The 15,467-nt window shown below is 55.9% G+C and carries 12 protein-coding genes and 1 tRNA gene; 9 read left to right on the top strand and 4 right to left on the bottom strand.

Annotation, left to right across the window (positions count from 1 at the left end):
• The first annotated feature begins 9 nt into the window (after positions 1-9).
• Positions 10-459, top strand: coding sequence for a DUF2924 domain-containing protein (locus EI77_RS10930; RefSeq protein WP_133795301.1), 450 nt, complete (start codon positions 10-12; stop codon positions 457-459).
• Positions 452-2,245: a recombinase family protein gene (locus tag EI77_RS10925; RefSeq protein ID WP_133795300.1), complete on the top strand. Its 1,794-nt coding sequence runs from the start codon at positions 452-454 to the stop codon at positions 2,243-2,245. Before EI77_RS10930 ends, EI77_RS10925 begins: the two co-directional genes overlap by 8 nt.
• 206 nt (positions 2,246-2,451) lie before the next feature.
• Here the strand turns inward: EI77_RS10925 and EI77_RS10920 are convergent.
• Positions 2,452-2,541: transfer RNA gene (locus EI77_RS10920), tRNA-Ser, on the bottom strand.
• A gap of 299 nt (positions 2,542-2,840) precedes the next feature.
• Here EI77_RS10920 and leuA point away from each other — a divergent pair.
• The 4 genes from leuA to gcvP all read left to right on the top strand — a co-directional run bounded on the left by leuA (position 2,841) and on the right by gcvP (position 9,694).
• The gene (leuA, locus tag EI77_RS10915; protein ID WP_133795299.1) at positions 2,841-4,505 is read left to right on the top strand and encodes a 2-isopropylmalate synthase; all 1,665 of its coding nucleotides are present in this window, start codon (positions 2,841-2,843) and stop codon (positions 4,503-4,505) included.
• Positions 4,506-4,573: 68 nt separating this feature from the next.
• A complete protein-coding gene (locus EI77_RS10910) occupies positions 4,574-4,933 on the top strand; it encodes a hypothetical protein (RefSeq protein WP_133795298.1) in 360 nt (119 codons plus the stop codon).
• A gap of 483 nt (positions 4,934-5,416) precedes the next feature.
• Positions 5,417-6,820 (top strand): ATP-binding protein, encoded by a 1,404-nt coding sequence (locus EI77_RS10905; protein WP_133795297.1) that lies wholly within the window; start codon positions 5,417-5,419, stop codon positions 6,818-6,820.
• 51 nt (positions 6,821-6,871) lie between these two features.
• Positions 6,872-9,694, top strand: coding sequence for an aminomethyl-transferring glycine dehydrogenase (gene gcvP / locus EI77_RS10900; RefSeq protein ID WP_133795296.1), 2,823 nt, complete (start codon positions 6,872-6,874; stop codon positions 9,692-9,694).
• Between the two features lie 15 nt (positions 9,695-9,709).
• Here gcvP and EI77_RS10895 read toward each other — a convergent pair whose 3' ends face one another.
• On the bottom strand, positions 9,710-9,916 hold the full coding sequence (locus EI77_RS10895) for a hypothetical protein (protein ID WP_133795295.1): 207 nt from the start codon (positions 9,914-9,916) through the stop codon (positions 9,710-9,712).
• Between the two features lie 222 nt (positions 9,917-10,138).
• On the opposite strand from EI77_RS10895, the gene EI77_RS10890 reads away from it, so the two are divergent.
• On the top strand, positions 10,139-12,292 hold the full coding sequence (locus EI77_RS10890) for a hypothetical protein (RefSeq protein ID WP_133795294.1): 2,154 nt from the start codon (positions 10,139-10,141) through the stop codon (positions 12,290-12,292).
• Between the two features lie 68 nt (positions 12,293-12,360).
• Here EI77_RS10890 and EI77_RS10885 read toward each other — a convergent pair whose 3' ends face one another.
• Together EI77_RS10885 and EI77_RS10880 are read right to left on the bottom strand one after the other, a co-directional pair.
• Positions 12,361-14,157 (bottom strand): M3 family oligoendopeptidase, encoded by a 1,797-nt coding sequence (locus tag EI77_RS10885; RefSeq protein ID WP_133795293.1) that lies wholly within the window; start codon positions 14,155-14,157, stop codon positions 12,361-12,363.
• A 54-nt stretch (positions 14,158-14,211) separates the two neighbouring features.
• Entirely contained in the window at positions 14,212-14,427 is a 216-nt protein-coding gene (locus EI77_RS10880; protein WP_133795292.1) for a cysteine-rich CWC family protein, read from the bottom strand.
• Positions 14,428-14,500: 73 nt separating this feature from the next.
• Between EI77_RS10880 and EI77_RS10875 the strand changes: the two genes are divergently transcribed.
• Both EI77_RS10875 and EI77_RS10870 read left to right on the top strand, forming a co-directional pair.
• Entirely contained in the window at positions 14,501-15,016 is a 516-nt protein-coding gene (locus tag EI77_RS10875; RefSeq protein WP_133795291.1) for a hypothetical protein, read from the top strand.
• Between the two features lie 69 nt (positions 15,017-15,085).
• Entirely contained in the window at positions 15,086-15,457 is a 372-nt protein-coding gene (locus EI77_RS10870) for a type II toxin-antitoxin system RelE family toxin (RefSeq protein WP_133795290.1), read from the top strand.
• Positions 15,458-15,467: the final 10 nt, after the last annotated feature.

Here is a 15,467-nt window from a genome sequence, read left to right as displayed (position 1 = left end):
TCGCGGGAAATGCAATCCATTGAGGAACTTCAAAAATTAACCAAAGAGGAACTGCTGTACTTGTGGCGGAAGCTGCCAGGAAGGCAGCCGCCTCCTGCACGCACGGACCGTCTCCTTCGGGAACTGGCCTACCGCATGCAGGAGGCGGAGCTTGGGCGGCTCGACAAAAATACCACCGTGTCATTGCGCCGCCATATGACCGAGTTTGAAAAGTCACTGCAAAACCAGAAAACCGCTGCTCCTGAACTCAAAGCCGCTCCCAAGATCACGCTGGAAACAGGCTCGGTGCTCACCCGCGACTGGGAGGGCAAACGTATCACGGTCCAGGTGACCGGCCCACGTCAGTTTGCCTGCGAAGGCGAGACCTATAAATCCCTGAGTGCGCTGGCCCGGAAGATCACCGGCCAGCATCTTTCAGGACCTTTGTTTTTCGGACTGAAGGAGAACCATCATGGCTGAATCAATCAAACGCTGCGCCATTTACACACGAAAGAGTTCTGAAGAAGGGCTGGAGCAGGAATACAACTCTCTGGATGCCCAACGGGACGCTGCCTCGGCTTTCATCCGCTCCCAGAAGCATGAGGGTTGGAAAGCGCTGAACGAAAACTACGACGACGGCGGGATTTCAGGGGGCCACATGGACCGACCGGGCCTTCAGAAACTCATGGCTGATATCCGATCAAGAAAGATTGATGTCGTGGTGGTTTACAAGGTGGACCGCCTTTCACGTTCGCTAGCTGACTTCGCCCAGCTCATGAAGCACTTCGACGAACACGGAGTCTCTTTTGTCTCCGTCACCCAGCAGTTCAACACCTCCAGCAGCATGGGCAGACTGACCCTCAATGTGCTGCTTTCCTTTGCCCAGTTTGAGCGTGAGGTCACCGGCGAACGCATTCGCGACAAGATCGCGCTTTCCAAACAGAAGGGCATGTGGATGGGCGGCGTGCCTCCCCTTGGATACGATGTCCGGGATCGCAAACTGGTCATCAATCCGGCAGAAGCTGAAACCGTCAGGAAGTGCTTTCAGGTGTATCGTGAGAGCACCGGGTTGATTGAGGCGGTGCTTGAACTGAACCGACAGAATCTGGCCACCAAATCATTCGTCAGCCGCAATGGCAGGGTTCAGCAATCCAAAGCCTGGGTGGCTAAAGAGCTGCACCGGGTGATTTCCAATCCCGTGTATCGGGGGCTGATCCGGCATAAAGGCCAGGAATATCCAGGTGAGCATGAATCTATCATCTCCACCGAAGTCTGGGCCGCCGTCCAGGCCAAGCTGCGAGAGCATCAGCCAGACTACCGAAAGATCAGCGGTCATCGCAATGAAATCTCAATCGCCAAAAGCCGCCTCATTCATCCGCTGAAAGGGTTCCTCGTCGGCCTGGACGGGCAGGCCCTGACTCCGACCTACACCAACAAAAGTGAAAAAGCCGCCGGTGGCACCAAGACACGCAAACGCTATCGCTACTACGTGTCGCAGCAAGCCATCCGCCAGGGCTATGATTCTTCTCCCCTCAAGACGCTGAATGCCACGCTACTGGAGGAAGTGGTTCGCCGCATGCTTTTCCATGCGCTGCCAGGACTCACTGACTTGGCTGTACCAGCTGACCTCACTGCTGAAGAGATCCGGCATCGGTTCTCCATGCAAGCGCGACATCTCGCCGGACTCACCACACCTGTTGAATATGCCAAATGGCTCGAAGCACTTGCCCCCAAGATCATCGTCGGCCCAGAATCCCTGACCATCCACATCACCGCTGACCACCTGTCAAAACTGGCCGCAGCCCCTCCCTCGAATGTTGCCGAGCTAAACACACTGCCTGTTCCGATTCCTACCAAAGTGACGCAGGAGGGAAATAAAGTGATCCTCACAGCATCCGTGTCCTTCAAGCCCCAGCGTGGAAAATGCGAGATCATTGACGGCGAGACTGACAAGGCCATCACCACACGGGAAACGGCACCCAATCCAGCCTTGATCCAGACCATCGCCCAGGCCGAGTTTTGGCGAGCCGAACTCATCACACACCCAGACAAATCGCTCCAGGACATCACCGAGCGACATGGGATCAAACCTGCTTATGTGCGGCGGCTTCTGAACGCCGCCTATCTCGCCCCAGCGATCAAACGATCGATTTTCCAGGGCACGCAGCCAGCCCATCTCCAGGTGCAGGACCTCCTGGTGCCCCGCTCACTCGACTGGAAACAACAACTGAGTGACCTCGGGTTCGAAAATGAGAAACCTGCCTGAGCAGGTGCCATTCGAAAAAGCCTCTCAGAATTCCAGAAATCCGGAAAGTGTACAACGACCTGAATCAGTTTGAGAGACGCGAGAGGGAATTGGGAAACAGGAGGTGGTTTTCCCTCCATCACCTCAATCTGAGAGAGCCACGACGCCGCGTGTTTGCGGGGAAACGCGGGTCTGAAAGTGTACTTTCTGGTTCATCTCTCAGAAAGTGGCGGAAGGGGTGGGATTCGAACCCACGGTGAAGTTGCCCCCACGTCTGATTTCGAGTCAGGTACTTTAGACCACTCAGCCACCCTTCCGTGCTGCATGCAGCAATGCTATGTTAGGCAGAACCCGACGTTTGGCAAGATACGCCTCTCAGATTTTCACTTTCTAAAAAAACGCGTGCTTTTCCTCCGTACCATGACTAATTGGTGCTGTGACCCTTCCGGCTCAGGCCCTTCTTTTGCTCCCCCTGCGACTTACGCTAGGGTAGGCGGCCCGTGTTTCCTCGCCATGCTTTGCCGTCACGTCACGGCATCCCTCACCCGGTATTTTCAGGAAAATCCTTCCTGCAAAACATGCCAATCTTGTTAAAGCTTTCTTATTCCGTCCCGTCATGTTGAAGAATCCGTCCTCCAAATATCAGCCGTTTCCGCTGATCTCCCTGCCCAACCGTCAATGGCCCACACGCCACCTTTCCCAGGCCCCTCTGTGGTGCAGCGTGGACCTTCGCGATGGCAATCAGGCCCTGGCTGTGCCCATGAATGTCTCCCAAAAACTGGAAATGTTCGATGCGCTGGTGAAGTGCGGGTTTAAGGAAATCGAGGTAGGTTTCCCTTCCGCCTCCAACACCGAATTCGCTTTCAACCGGCGTCTGATCGAAGAAAACCGTATCCCGGAGGATGTCACCATCCAATGCCTGGTGCAGGCTCGCGAAGACTTGATCGAGAAGACGGTGGAATCCCTGATGGGGGCCAAAAAGGTGGTCATCCACATGTATAACTCCACTTCGCCAGCACAGCGTAAGTATGTGTTTGGCAAAACGAAGGAAGAGATCATTGCCATCGCCGTCAAAGGCGCGCAGATGATCAAGGACCGCCTGCATCGCCTGGAGGAAACCGGAACCCAAGTCACCCTGCAGTATTCCCCGGAAAGCTTCAGCGCCACGGAGGTCGAATTCGCCAAAGAGATCAGCGAGGCCGTCATGGACGTCTGGCAGCCCACCCCGCAGAAGAGGATGATCCTTAACCTGCCGGATACCGTCGAAGTCGCCATGCCCAATGTGTATGCGGACCAGATCGAATGGATCTGCACAAATATCAAAAACCGCGAGAGCCTGATCATCAGCCTGCACACCCACAATGACCGTGGCACTGGCACCGCTGCCACGGAGCTGGGCCTGCTGGCCGGGGCTGACCGCGTGGAAGGCACCCTCTTCGGCAATGGTGAGCGCACGGGAAATCTGGACATCGTCCAGGTGGCCATGAACCTCTACATGCACGGCATCGCCCCCGGCCTGGATTTCAGCGACATGAGCGGCCTCATCCATATGTATGAGCGCACTACCGGCATGACCGTCCCACCACGCCAGCCGTATGCGGGCGAGTTGGTCTTCACCGCCTTCAGCGGCAGCCATCAGGATGCCATCAAGAAAGGCCTGACCGGATACGATGAGCACAAATCCATCTGGGATGTCCCCTACCTGACCATTGACCCCAATGACATCGGCCGGGAATACCGTGAGGTCATCCGCGTGAACAGCCAGAGCGGCAAAGGCGGCGTGGCTTACCTGCTGGAGAGCGAATTCGGCATTGAGCTGCCCAAGGACATGCAGCGCGAATTCGGCCCCATCGCCAACGATTTGGTGGATACCCTGGGTCGTGAGGTCACCGCCACGGAACTGCGCAACATGTTCTGGAACGAATACATTGAGCGTGAAACTCCTTACGCTCTGCACCACTTCCACGCGGATGGTGTGGATGGTGTCTTCACCTGCCGCAGCAGCATGATCAAAGAGGGCCAGGAGATCGCCGTCACAGGCACAGGCAACGGCCCCATCGCCGCTTTTGTCCAGGGCCTGATCCTCGATGGCGGGGCTCCTATCTTTGAGATAGCCAATTTCCGTGAGCAAAGCCTCAGCTCCGGCTCCGAGGCCAGCGCCCTGGCTTACATCCAGATCAAACTGCCTGATGGCAAAACTGTCTGGGGTGCCGGGGTGGATACCAACATCGAATTGGCTTCTATCAAGGCCGTCACTAGCGCCGTGAACCGTTCCGCATAAACCATAAAATCACCCTCCTGGCATCAAGCGGCTTGATCTTGAGCCGCCTGTTGCCAGGATATACACCCATGACACAACCCCAGCGCGAAGCCCTGTTTGACCTCCTTTCCCTCTCGATCTATGCCGACGCGCATATCTCCCTGGTGGAAGAAGACCTGATCCAGTCTGCCTTCGTCTCGAAAGGCTGGAAGTCTGAATACCCGAAAAGCCTCTTCATTGAAGAATCCTTCGCCCGCGCCCGCGAAGTGGCCGAAGACGATGACGGTGTGATGGATTACCTGACAGAACGCTCCGCCGTATTCACCACCAAGACCGTCCAGGCCGAGGTATTGGGTGTGGTCAAAGCCCTGCTTGAGCGCGATGGCATGACCGCCGATGAAAACGAGTTTTTCAATCTCCTCATCCAGGCGATGCCAAAGGCCAAATAAGGAGCCTTCGCGGAGGCTTGAGTGCCTGCACCCGATAAACCCTGCCTGAACAGTCAGGCGATCCTCCTGGAGCCAAAGCAAAACTTTGGGCTCCATTCCCGCGTCCTCTTCTAGATGCCGGGGCATGTCAGCCCCTACCTGGGTAACATACCACTACCCACGGCTCTCCATCGTCCAGGCGAGCAAGAAAACCCGGGTCAAACGAAACAGATAAAACCATCTGATTTCAAATCATCAAAATATACTTTGATGAAATACGTTTTGATAAAGCGGAAGATGAAAACTGGTTGTGATCAGGAAATTGACGTCTGACATCGCCTACACACTCCGGCTTTTCCGCCCTTCGAGATATTCCTTCGGGATTCGCATTAGCCTAACAGCAGGTTTTTTAAAATCAGCGCCGCAACCAAAATACAATGCAATACACTCCTCATCATCAAAACACGTTTTGACAAAATACACTTTGATAAAGTAAACTCTGTCATGATGAACTTTCGAGGGAGAAAGCGGGAACTTGGGGCGCTGGAGGCCGCCTGGCGCGGACCGGCGGCCGCGTTCATCCCCGTCTATGGACGCAGGCGCGTGGGGAAGAGCGAGATGATCGTCCACTTCATGGAGAAAAAGACGGGCATCTACTTTGTGGGGAAGCGGGCACCGGGAGAGAGCCAGATCAGCGAGTTTTTAGAGATCGCCGCACGTTCATTAAAAGAGCCACTGCTGGCACAGGCACGGGTGAATGGATGGCGCGAGGCACTTGAACTGGTGGTGAAAAGGTGGACGGGAAAAACCAAACTGGTACTGACGCTGGATGAATTTCAATGGATGGCTGAGGCTGCCCCAGAGCTGCCTTCTGTGATTCAGGCGCTGTGGGACCGGGACTGGTCCAAATCAGGAAAAGTGATGCTGATCCTCTGTGGATCATACCTTGGTTTCATGGAACGAGAGGTACTGGGAAAAAAGAGCCCTCTGTTTGGCAGGCGTACAGCACAGATCCTCTTGAGGCCTTTTGATTACCTGGAGGCAGCGGAGTTTCACCCCCGGTATTCGGACCCCGATCATGCGCGAGTTTATGCCATCTGCGGTGGCATCCCGATGTATCTGCTGAATTTTGATGAACGGCAGTCGGTGGAGCAAAACATCATGGCAAAGATTCTGGATGATCTTTCGGCCCTGTCACGGGAGCCGGAATTTCTGCTGCGGGAGGAGCTGCGGGATCTCATGCCTTATCATGCAGTGCTGATGGCCTTGGCGCAGGGAAAGACGGCCCCAGTGCAGCTTTCGAGCACAACAGGGATTGATGTGCGCGGGTTGAACTACCACCTCAGCACCCTGGTGGACCTGGGCTATGTGCAGCGGCGGTACCCGCTGACGGAAAGCAAGCCGAGTGTCCGCTCCGTCCGCTATGCGCTGGATGATCCATTTTTGAAATTCTGGTTCCGCTTCATTTTCCCGCACCAGAGCGTACTGCGCATGCTGGGACCGCAACGGGGTTATGCGGAGATCATCAAGCCGGAAATCGAGGCCTATTATGGACGCTGCTTCGAGCGGCTGTGCCGGGAAAGTCTGCCGCTGATTTACAAGGCAGAAGGCGTGCGCGCAGCCTTCCAATGCGGGGAATACTGGCACAAGGATGTGCAGGTGGATGTGGTCGGGGTACGAGAGGACGGCTGGACCGACCTGGGGGAATGCAAGTGGGGAGAGGCAGGCAGCATGACGGCGCTGACGGCAGAGCTAGAGGGTAAAGTGGCCCTTTATCCAAATAAACGCAACGCCACCATCGGGCGGCGCTTATTTGTGCGCTCAGTGAAGACCCGCAGCAAGGCGGCTGCAGATGAGGTGCATATTCATACGCTGGCGGATCTTTATGCGCTGAAATCTCCTGCTTGAGGGGAAGCACTGATTGCATCCGGGGAAATCCTGGCTCCACTGCCGTTGCGAATGCCTACGTCCTTCTCTTCCCGTCACATTGGACCCTCGGCTGCTGAAACGGCGGCCATGTTGGAAACGCTCGGTTATGATTCTCTGGATGCCCTGGTGGACCAGGTGGTGCCTGAGGCCATCCGCCAGCGGACAGAGCTGAATCTGCCGGAGGCTCTGGGTGAGGAGGATGCGCTGCGTCGGCTAAAACAGCTCATGGGTCGCAATAAGATTGTGCGTTCCTTCATCGGGCTGGGTTATCACGACACCTTTACCCCGCCGGTGATCCAGCGGAACATTTTAGAAAACCCAGGCTGGTATACCGCTTACACACCCTATCAGCCGGAGATCAGTCAAGGCCGGCTGGAGGCGCTGATCAATTTTCAGACGATGGTCACAGACCTGACCGGGCTGGATGTTTCCGGGGCTTCGTTGCTGGATGAAGGCACGGCCTGCGCGGAGGCGCTGACGCTAGCCGCAGCCCACATGGCGGGAGCTAAGCGGGTGCTGGTTTCGGATCAATGCCATCCGCATAATATTGAGGTGGTGCGCACACGGATGCAGGCTCTAGGCATTGAGGTGGAAGTGGCCAATGTGGCAGCCTGGGAGCATGATGGCAGCAAGGGGCTGGCGGCCGTGCTGGTGCAGTATCCGGATACACAGGGGGTCATTCATGATTTTGAAGCCCTGGCGAAACAGGTGCATGAGGTAGGTGCTCTGTTTGTGGTTTCAGCGGATCTGCTGGCCCTCACCGCGCTACGGCCTCCGGGGGAATTCGGCGCGGACATCTGCGTGGGCAACAGCCAGCGCTTCGGTGTGCCACTGGGTTTCGGCGGTCCGCATGCCGCATTCATGGCGGTGAAGGATGGGCTGAAGAGAAGGATGCCAGGACGTCTCATCGGAGTGTCCAAGGATACAGCAGGCAACCCTGCATACCGGCTTTCCCTCCAGACACGGGAGCAGCATATCCGCCGTGAAAAGGCGACGAGCAACATTTGCACAGCCCAAGTGCTGCTGGCCGTGATGGCCTCCATGTATGCGGTTTATCATGGTCCAGAAGGCCTGAAAAAAATCGCCCTCCGCACCCATGCCGCAGCGGTCTGGCTGGCCCGCGAGCTGATGCTGGCGCGGTTAGAAATCGCCAGTGATGACTTTTTCGATACCCTGACGGTGAAGGTCCACAGCGCGGATGAGGTGCTCAAAACCGGTCTGCTTTTTGGTGTCAATCTACGGAAAATCGACGGGCATCATGTGGGCGTAGCCCTTGATGAACGGGTGCGCGAAGAGGACCTGCATGCCATCCTTAAAGCCTTGGGCGTGAGCAAGGCCCAGCATCCAGTGTACTTCGATGTTGCGGCTGGGCTGAACTGCTCGGGCGTCTTCCACAGGCAGTCGGCTTTTCTCACCCATCCGGTCTTCAACCGCTATCACTCCGAGACGGAGATGATGCGCTACCTGCACCGCCTGGAGAGCAAGGACATTGCTCTGAACCGAAGCATGATCCCACTGGGCTCGTGCACCATGAAGCTGAATGCAGCGGCGGAGATGATGCCGCTGAGCTGGCCGGAGGTGGCAGGACTGCACCCCTTCGCCCCGCAGGAACAGAGCGAGGGGTATCGCGCCATGTTCACCGAGCTGGAAAACTGGCTGGCGGAGTGCACCGGTTTCGATGCGACGTCCCTGCAACCCAATGCAGGCTCCCAGGGAGAATACGCCGGCCTGCTGGCCATCAAAAGATTCCACGAAGCTCAGGGAGAAGCACATCGCGATGTGTGCCTCATCCCCACCAGCGCCCACGGCACCAATCCTGCGAGCGCGGTGATGTGTGCCTTCAAGGTAGTGGCCGTGGTCTGCGATGACCAGGGCAACATCTCATTGGATGACCTGAAAGTGAAACTGGAAGCCCACAAAGACAAAGTGGCTGCCCTGATGGTGACGTATCCTTCCACCCACGGGGTGTTTGAGGAGAGCATCGTGGATATCTGCCAGATGGTGCATGCACATGGCGGGCAGGTTTATATGGACGGGGCCAATATGAATGCACAGGTGGGGCTGACCTCTCCGGGAAAAATTGGTGCGGATGTCTGCCATCTAAATTTGCACAAAACCTTCTGCATTCCTCATGGTGGCGGTGGCCCAGGCGTTGGGCCTATCTGTGTGGCAGCGCATTTGAAGCCGTATCTGCCAGGACATCTGACCTGGGAACAGCAACGTGAAGGAGCCGTCTGCTCCGCACCATGGGGCAGTGCCAGCATCTGTACCATTTCCTGGATGTACATCGCCATGATGGGACCGAAGCTCACGGAGGCGACGAAACATGCCATCCTGAATGCTAACTATGTGGCTAAAAAACTCGCTGCCTGTTTTCCGACCCTCTATAAAGGGGCCAAAGGGCTGGTGGCGCATGAATGCATTCTCGATTTCCGCCACTTCCACAAAGTGACTGTGGAGGACGTGGCCAAACGGCTGATGGACTTTGGATATCATGCCCCGACCATGAGCTGGCCTGTGGGTGGTACCTTGATGATCGAGCCAACGGAGAGCGAGAGTCAGGCGGAGCTGGATCGCTTTTGCAGCGCGATGCAATGCATCTATGGTGAAATCGACGGAGTAGAAAAAGGCCTCTATCATCCGACGGATAACACTCTCAAAGCAGCACCTCACACAGCAGCCTTCGTATTGAAAAGTGAATGGCCCCATGCCTATACCCGTGAGGTGGCTGCCTTCCCCCTGCCCTGGGTGAAGGAGGATAAATACTGGCCACCCGTGGGCCGGGTGGACAATGTTTATGGAGACCGCAACCTCATCTGTTCCTGCATCAGCGTGGAAGAGGCAGCGCAATAAAAACGGGCTAAGGCTTCATGCCTTGATGACGTTTAAATTGCAAAATCGTGCAAATGTCCCATCAGTTATTTTAGTGAGGAATAAGGCAACGAAACTGCTTCCGAAAAAAATGGCGTTGGCTACATACAGCTTTTTTTTACCAAGAGTCGCCTGATGCTCAAGCGATCTTTCAGACAATAAATTTTCCAGAAACTGGGTTTTTCTTTTGACGATGAACGACATATACCAGATGCTTCACTCGTATTTGATGTTTGCTTCTAGGCATTCAAATTAAAGTATCATTTATTTTACACTTTGTGGAAAGTTCTAGTCGCATTGTCTGCTTTGTTTTGTCACATAAACTATCCGTCAGAGAAGAGTATCTGGTGCTATTGCATGACTTCTGCTTATTGCACGACCTAACACCGCCGTTTAAATCCCGATTCCACACGCCCCATTTTTAATATGTCACAGACACGATCTGCGATCGTGAATACCGGTCACCCAATGATGACCAGCCATTTGCAAGCCTCCGGCCTGAAGCCGACGGTGGTGGAAAAGTGCCCCACTAGCGGGCCGTGGGTCGTGGCCCAAGCGTTCGAAAATCGGGAGTCGAAATGGCTTTCGGGAATGCTGGGAGGCTTTTTCCCGTCTCTGCCGCGTGTGCTGGAAGCGCACACGCAGAGGAATGAATTTCAGGTGCTGCTGGGCAGTGCGCCAGGAGATCCCGTGGCAGAATACAGTCAGCGTATTGGGCAAATGCCCGTCGGAGTGGCCTGTGTGCTGGTCTGGCGGCTAGCGGCTGAGCTGGAGGCGCTGGAAAGCTGGTTGCCTGAAGCTATGCGCTACGTGGATCCGCTGAGCTGCAGGATAGGACTATGGCAGCAGGAGTTTCTGCACCTTTTCATTGACCGTTTTGAGCAGCCTTATGCTAATAAAAGGCCTGCGGACCTGCCTTCCCGTCTGCTGAAACTTTGCGGGATGCTGCTGAGTGGTCAGTCGGATTCGGTCATTGATCCTGCCGTGGCAGCCAGGGTGCCGACATCGCTGCTGACGCCGTTGCGCCATCTCCAACACACGGGGACTTCTTCCCTGGACCTCAAACAGCTCAAGGGACTGATGTTGATGACGACAGCGGCCGTAACACGGGAACTGAGAGGATCCAATCTGATGTCCCAGCTCATTGTGGGAGAGCACTGGTATCCGAAAAAGGTCAATGCCCCTTCTCCCCTGCTCCATCATTTTAAAAGAGTGCCCAACAGGACTCACTTAAGTCCAGTCAGGCTTTCCCGCCTGCTGGCCCACAGGAACAGACTGACAGCAAATGAGGTCTCCCTGCTGATGGAGCGCCTCCAGGAGCATGCTGCCACGACACCTGACGCAAAGGTCAATTTTGACCCCCAATACATCCAACTCCACCTTCCTTGCCAGCGTGATGGGGGCAACGATCTGAAAATCCTGGATGTGCGTCTAGACAGCCTGCCAGAGTTTTTCGTGACGGTACAAAGCAGTGAGGAATGCATTGCACTGGCGCGTTCTCCAGTGACATGCCGGGAATCGCCAGCGCCAGACCTGCCTTATTCTGATCTGCGCGGCAATGTGGATGCGCAGTTGAGCCGCTTGTCTCAGACATTGCAGGACGGAACTTTTAGCCTTTCCGGATATGACATGGGCAACTCTCCTGACAAGGAGCTCCCAGGTCTTTTCTCGTGTGCACTGCCACTGCCCACCTTTGATAAGAGGGCACTGGCATCGCTCAAATCAGCCATTGGAGAATCTCTGGCCCCGCCAAGGGAGCCTGCTCCTTCGACAGCAAGCAACCTTGTCGACCTGGCTGAGTTCATCACCAAACTACAGTCCCATCCTCCCCTTGAACCCATGAAAATGATCCTCATCACCGCTGGCAGCGGCGGCACCGGCAAAAGTACGATCGCACGCTTGATCTATGAACTGGCAAATTTTGAAAACCGGGATGATGTGGCCATGTTTGACTGCGACGCGCTGGGGAACCGGGATTTTCAGAAAATCTCCCCGCAAAAGATTGAATCCATGCCTATCGACAATGTGGATACGATGCGCCGCCTTGTAGAGTCCGCCATGGACCGCAAGCTGGTGCTGGCGGATCTGCCCGCGAGCTGCCAGGATGTGATGGCACGCGATCTGAACCCCGAAATCGTCCAAAGTCTGCGTACCGATGAAGGACTGCACTGGATGCCGATCCATCTGCTCACGGCCAAGGCGGCTGCGGTGCCTGCCATCAAGCAATGGCGCAGTTCTGTCTTTGGTGATTCTCCCTCCGTGCTTATCGTCAGCATGAAGGATGGACCTGTGACAGCAGACATGCTGGATGAAGTGGCACGCCCGCAGGACATCGTGCTGAAAATGCCGGTGCTGGACCAGAGCCTGGCCTCCGCACTGGACTCCTCCAGTTCCACCTGGCTGGACATCCTGGATGGCAAGGCCCCTGATAGCCACCGCATGTTCTCCAATCCCCTCGTGAAGCGGCAGTTGCGCTTCAAGAGAAAGGAATGTGAAGACGCCCTTTTCCCGCTGCTGAGGCTGATCGTCAATGATCAGCAGCCAGCCAGCAAGCCTGCTGCACCAGCAGAAGTGGAGTGAGGCACACGCCGCGCGTATGAGGAGTGCCCTTGAGGCATCTCCTAGTCGCGCGGGTTCCCTTTTTCTTTTCAGGTCAGTTTTTCGTAAGCCTCCAGGGTGGGACGGATGGCTTGTAACGCGGTGGCCCAAAAGTCTGGGTTGGTGAGATCTGCACCCAGGGTCTGGCGGGCCACATCCTCACAGGAGGCACTGCCTGTGGCTGCAAGAAAGGTTTCATAACGCGGCAGGAAATCTGCACCTTCGACCTTAAATCGGGCGAAGAGGGCCTGGCTGAGCAGGTAACCAAATACGTAAGGGAAGTTATAAAACGACACGCCCGTGATGAAGAAGTGCATCTTCGACGCCCAGAACATGGGGTCCGTTCCCCCTGGCTGTAGGGTGTCCCCATAAAGACTGACCTGGGCCTCTGACATGAGCTCTTTCAACCGTGTGACGGAGACTTCCCCAGCCGCACGCTCCGTGTAAAAAGCTTTTTCGAACTCGTAGCGCATGGGGATGTTGACCAGGTAGGCATGGGCGCGAAGCATTTCCTGATCGAGCAAGTAGGCCTTGGTGGCCGGAGTCACGGCGGGATCACTCATCAAACCATCCAGAAGGATCATTTCTCCAAAGTTGGAGGCGGTCTCAGCCAAGGTCATCGGATAGCTAGCAGCCAGTGAGCGGGTGGGCCGCAAGACGCAGGAGTGCCAGGCGTGGCCTGCCTCATGAGCCAGGGTGACCATGTCGTGAACAGTGCCATGCCAGGTCATGTACACACGCTCTTCACGACGGAGCAAGGAGCCGGTACAGAAAGCTCCTGGGCGCTTGCCTGGACGGGGCTGGGCTTCAATCCACTGCTGCTGCAGCATGCTACGGAAGTATTTTCCCAAGGCGGGATAGGCGGTGCTGAAAGCACGGTCCACCGTGCTGCAAGCATCATCCCAGGTGAGGGCTTTCTCATCCGGGGCAGGGACTTGCGGAGCCTCTAGGTCGAAGTAATGGAGGGCATCTGTCCCCTGCAAACGGGCGGCGGCACGGATGGCACGACGGGGCAACTCTATGTGAGTGTGAATGGCGGCCATCATGGCATCCAGAGACGCCTGGCTCATGCCGCCATCAAAGAGGGGTGTCTCCAGGAAATGCGGGATGCCGCGGCGACCGTAAAGTGTCAGACGTGCTCCGGCGATGCCATTGAGAGCAGCGGCCAGTGTATCCGCATGATCTACCCAAGGCTGCTGGCCAGCATGAAAGGATGCTTCCCGCAGACGGCGGTCGGGATCTGACATAAGAGCACGGCGGCGAGCCATGGGGACGGATTCGACATGACCGTCCGGGAAGGTCATGTCAAAAGTCATCTTGCCGGTGAGGGTATCATAAAGACGGCCCCAGGCATGAAGTCCGGTGACGTTTAAATCCGCCGCCAAAGCTTCCTGATCTCCCGGCATCTGATGGCGGCCTTCCTCCCGCATGCGTTTCACGGCATGGATCGCACCAGCCAGATTGGAGTCGGTCAAAAGCAGATCAAAATCCGCGGCAGGCAGTGCGGCGAGCGCAGATTGGAGGGATGCACGCAACTTGGTGCTTTCGGCTTCCAGGGTGGAAATCCAGGCTTCATCCGCTTTCACGGCCTCGTCACTGGCGTCATCCGCCGAAAGGCAGCCCAGGTAAGCGGAGAGGTGGCCCAGCCGGTCCCCTAGAGCTTCATAATCGAGGATCACCTGGACGATCTGAGGGATATCGGTGCTAAGAGCCTCAGCCTTTGATTTTAATGCCGCGATATCCTTTACAAGGGCTTCTTTGAACTCGGTATAATCGGGCGCACCAAAATGCGTGAACCAAGTATCCAGGGACCAGCGGTCAGGGGTGGTGGGAAAATCAGAGGACATACTGCCACTAAGCGCATTTTTCCGTCAGCTTGCAATACCGGAAGGGTGGCCAGCTCATTCCAGGGCAGTCTTAGCATCCTGTCGCATTTTTTTGAGGCAGGCGATGCAGATGCAGTCCCCGCCTGTCTGCCAGCCGATCCACTGGGCCTCGTCAGGACTGAGGTTCACCTGAGCACAGGGACAGTCCGCCGCCCGGTTGCAGAGGCAGACAAAGGTCTGCGAGCAAAGCTGGCAGGGGACGATGTCATGCTTGGCATAGTTATGAGACATTCGGGGGGAGGCTAAGCATGGCGCAAATCTAGCCGCTTGTCAGGGACGTTGTGAGGAGTAGTCTCCCCAGTGCATGAAACTCTTTCCCTTCAGGTGGTTTTTCCGCCGTGAGGAGCCGCCCATCGTTCCTCCCTCCAGCATGGGGATAAAAAGTGTGCCCGGCACCACGATGAAGTATGTGGCCTTTCCGCAGCCACCGATGGCACCATATGCATATGCATCCCGCTGCTATCAAAAGAATATGGATGCGGCTTTGGCGGAGGAGTTGAAGCAATGCGGACCATCCGTGTTCATGCTGGTGGCCGCAGATGAAACCCGTGTCCTGGTGCAAAATCATCAAGGAAAACAAAAGTTGGACCGGGCAACTATCCACGAGATCAGCTTGCATCCTGTGCTGCCGGCAAAAGGCAGCGGCATGATTATCCTGTTTTTCGAAGTTCACCAAAACGGCCAGTTGGAGTCCCAGGACTTCATTATGTGCCCTCCCTATGATCTCAAGCTACAGGAATGGTGCCACAAGAAGGCTGAGGAAGTGGCAGCACTCTTGAATGTGCCATTTAAAATCACGGAACCCAGTTACGACTGTTGAAGAGATAATGTGGAGAAAGTGCGTGTTTAGCCTTTGAACTCCAGGTTTTGATCCCTACTTTGTGGGACCATGCTTCAGATCGTGTTCAATGACATCAGTGCAGCGGAACTGTCCCACCTGCCCACCCAGATCCAGTTTCAGATCCTGGAGGCTCTGAACATTCAGTCGGGAGATCTTGAGGAAACCATCCTGGCGAGCAAATTTGGCATTCTGGAACGCGGACAAAAGAAGCTCTACCGCTGCCGTGCGGGAGACTACCGCATCTACTTTGCCGTGAATGACGGGGATGTGCGCATCCACCGGGTACTGAATAAGAACACCCTGGCAGACTTTTTATACCGAAGCAATCTGCCGGGCGGGGGCGAAGACGAAGCGCTGAGCCAGTCGAAGCATTTTTGGCAGCTCATCGATGAAGGCGCAAAAACGCTGAAGACGATCTGAAGAACGCGCC

It is taken from the genome of Prosthecobacter fusiformis (genome assembly GCF_004364345.1).
Classification (GTDB): Bacteria; Verrucomicrobiota; Verrucomicrobiia; order Verrucomicrobiales; family Verrucomicrobiaceae; genus Prosthecobacter; species Prosthecobacter fusiformis.
This window is presented reverse-complemented; position numbering and strand designations above follow the sequence as displayed.

What these genes read in the sequence shown, in the direction of transcription:
- EI77_RS10875 (WP_133795291.1), top strand. Translation starts at nt 14,501, where the DNA reads ATGAAACTCTTTCCCTTCAGGTGGTTTTTCCGCCGTGAGGAGCCGCCC.
- EI77_RS10925 (WP_133795300.1), top strand. Translation starts at nt 452, where the DNA reads ATGGCTGAATCAATCAAACGCTGCGCCATTTACACACGAAAGAGTTCT.
- EI77_RS10910 (WP_133795298.1), top strand. Translation starts at nt 4,574, where the DNA reads ATGACACAACCCCAGCGCGAAGCCCTGTTTGACCTCCTTTCCCTCTCG.
- EI77_RS10870 (WP_133795290.1), top strand. Translation starts at nt 15,086, where the DNA reads ATGCTTCAGATCGTGTTCAATGACATCAGTGCAGCGGAACTGTCCCAC.
- gcvP (WP_133795296.1), top strand. Translation starts at nt 6,872, where the DNA reads ATGCCTACGTCCTTCTCTTCCCGTCACATTGGACCCTCGGCTGCTGAA.
- EI77_RS10880 (WP_133795292.1), bottom strand. Translation starts at nt 14,427, where the DNA reads ATGTCTCATAACTATGCCAAGCATGACATCGTCCCCTGCCAGCTTTGC.
- leuA (WP_133795299.1), top strand. Translation starts at nt 2,841, where the DNA reads ATGTTGAAGAATCCGTCCTCCAAATATCAGCCGTTTCCGCTGATCTCC.
- EI77_RS10930 (WP_133795301.1), top strand. Translation starts at nt 10, where the DNA reads ATGCAATCCATTGAGGAACTTCAAAAATTAACCAAAGAGGAACTGCTG.
- EI77_RS10905 (WP_133795297.1), top strand. Translation starts at nt 5,417, where the DNA reads ATGATGAACTTTCGAGGGAGAAAGCGGGAACTTGGGGCGCTGGAGGCC.
- EI77_RS10895 (WP_133795295.1), bottom strand. Translation starts at nt 9,916, where the DNA reads ATGTCGTTCATCGTCAAAAGAAAAACCCAGTTTCTGGAAAATTTATTG.
- EI77_RS10885 (WP_133795293.1), bottom strand. Translation starts at nt 14,157, where the DNA reads ATGTCCTCTGATTTTCCCACCACCCCTGACCGCTGGTCCCTGGATACT.
- EI77_RS10890 (WP_133795294.1), top strand. Translation starts at nt 10,139, where the DNA reads ATGTCACAGACACGATCTGCGATCGTGAATACCGGTCACCCAATGATG.